Genomic DNA, 570 nt, shown 5'->3' on the forward strand with positions numbered 1-570 from the left:
AAGGGAGCTTGACTGCGAGACCTACAAGTCGAGCAGGGACGAAAGTCGGGCTTAGTGATCCGGTGGTACCGCATGGAAGGGCCATCGCTCAACGGATAAAAGCTACCCTGGGGATAACAGGCTTATCTCCCCCAAGAGTCCACATCGACGGGGAGGTTTGGCACCTCGATGTCGGCTCATCGCATCCTGGGGCTGAAGTAGGTCCCAAGGGTTGGGCTGTTCGCCCATTAAAGCGGTACGCGAGCTGGGTTCAGAACGTCGTGAGACAGTTCGGTCCCTATCTGTCGCGGGCGCAGGAAATTTGAGAGGAGCTGTCCTTAGTACGAGAGGACCGGGATGGACGTACCGCTGGTGTACCAGTTGTCTCGCCAGAGGCATAGCTGGGTAGCCAAGTACGGAAGGGATAAGCGCTGAAAGCATCTAAGCGTGAAGCCCCCCTCAAGATGAGATTTCCCACATTGGTAAGACCCCTTGAAGACGACGAGGTAGATAGGTTGGAGGTGGAAGTGCAGCAATGCATGGAGCTGACCAATACTAATCGGTCGAGGGCTTATCCTAACGAAGATGATT

General features: G+C 55.1%; 1 rRNA gene. It reads left to right on the forward strand.

Going from position 1 to position 570, the window contains the following annotated elements:
- Positions 1-558: ribosomal RNA gene (locus RCF13_RS06885) — 23S ribosomal RNA — on the forward strand; the annotation flags it as partial.
- Positions 559-570 lie beyond the last annotated feature (12 nt).

It is taken from the genome of Stenotrophomonas maltophilia group sp. RNC7 (genome assembly GCF_030910085.1).
Taxonomy (GTDB): Bacteria; Pseudomonadota; Gammaproteobacteria; order Xanthomonadales; family Xanthomonadaceae; genus Stenotrophomonas; species Stenotrophomonas sepilia.